Genomic DNA, 1196 nt, shown 5'->3' on the forward strand with positions numbered 1-1196 from the left:
GTCCCCGCGCTCGACACGTGCCGCCGCGCTGGAGCGGCGGCGGGCGTTGTCGCACAACGGTGCCGCCGCTCTGGGGGCGAAGTCCGCCGCACGGACAACGGGCAATACGGCGGCCCTGGCGACGCCGGGGGCTACCGGCAGGTCGCTTTCCCGTGCCCGCCGTGCAGCCTTGTCGCAAGGCGGTGCCATAGAAGCGACGCAGACCAACCCTGCGGCACGCGCTGGGATTCGTGTGCTTGCCTCAGATCGTCCGATGACCACCGCGCCTGTGGAAACGCTTGCCGCGGCGCCAGGCGCCGCCTCTTCTGAGCGCTGCGGCTGCCAGGGGAAGGCGGCCACTGAAAGCGCCGAGCGGGAACAATTGCTCGAAGCGGTATGCGCGCTGGTAGACGAAGATCCGGCGTCGGTGGCCGGGCCGAGCGCCTCCGCGGTGCGCAAACTCTGCCAGGAGCGGCGTCGCGCGCTTTCCCGTCAGGGGAAAATGGCAGAAGAGCCATCAGAGCCATCAGAGCCATCTCGGGCCCGTGTTTCGCGTACATCGCAGAACAACAACGCATCCACGTCCGGTGCGGCGACGGGATTGCGCGGGCGCGGCGCAGCCCAGAGGCGCCGTGACGTGCTCTGCCAGCAAGGACGCGGCGACCAGCCGGCGTGCCGACCCAGCGGTCGGACCCGTCAGAAGCCTGCAGTACCTGCCAAAGTGGAGCAAGGGACTACCCTGAGTGGCACATCTGTGACCGGCACCCAGGTGGAGCGGAGCACCAAGGTCACCGGTGCCGAGCCGGGCAGTTGCCGTGCCATCACGGGCACTGAATATATCGGCACCGAGCAATACGACACCCTCTGCGCCGCCATCCCCGAGCCGGCTCCGGCCAAGGTGAGCGTAGGCCGTACCGCCCGAGGCCAGAGCGTAAGTGGTGCGGAGATAGGCCGTAGCGTGAAGGTCACCGGCGACGAACACGGCGCCTGCAAGGCCGTGACCGGCACCGAATATCTCAGCGCCGACACATTTGAATCCTTTTGCGCAACCCGGCCGGCGCTTACGCCGGCCAAGGTCGGCGTAAGCGCCACCGAGGCGGGTCAGCGCGTGAGTGGAACCGAAGTCGGACGCAGCGTCAGGGTGACCGGGGATGAACCCGGATCCTGCCGCAAGCTCACCGGCAGCCCATATTACCAGCCGGAGTCGTTCGGCGGCC

1 protein-coding gene is annotated in these 1196 nt (G+C 68.4%); it reads left to right on the forward strand.

Features of this window, described 5'->3' with window-relative positions; translation table 11 throughout:
• Positions 1-1196 (forward strand): CsoS2 family carboxysome shell protein (locus HF921_RS12405; RefSeq protein WP_215893919.1); only part of this gene is annotated, 1196 nt, incomplete at both ends.

The sequence above is a fragment of the Acidithiobacillus ferriphilus genome (genome assembly GCF_018854775.1).
Classification (GTDB): Bacteria; Pseudomonadota; Gammaproteobacteria; order Acidithiobacillales; family Acidithiobacillaceae; genus Acidithiobacillus; species Acidithiobacillus ferriphilus.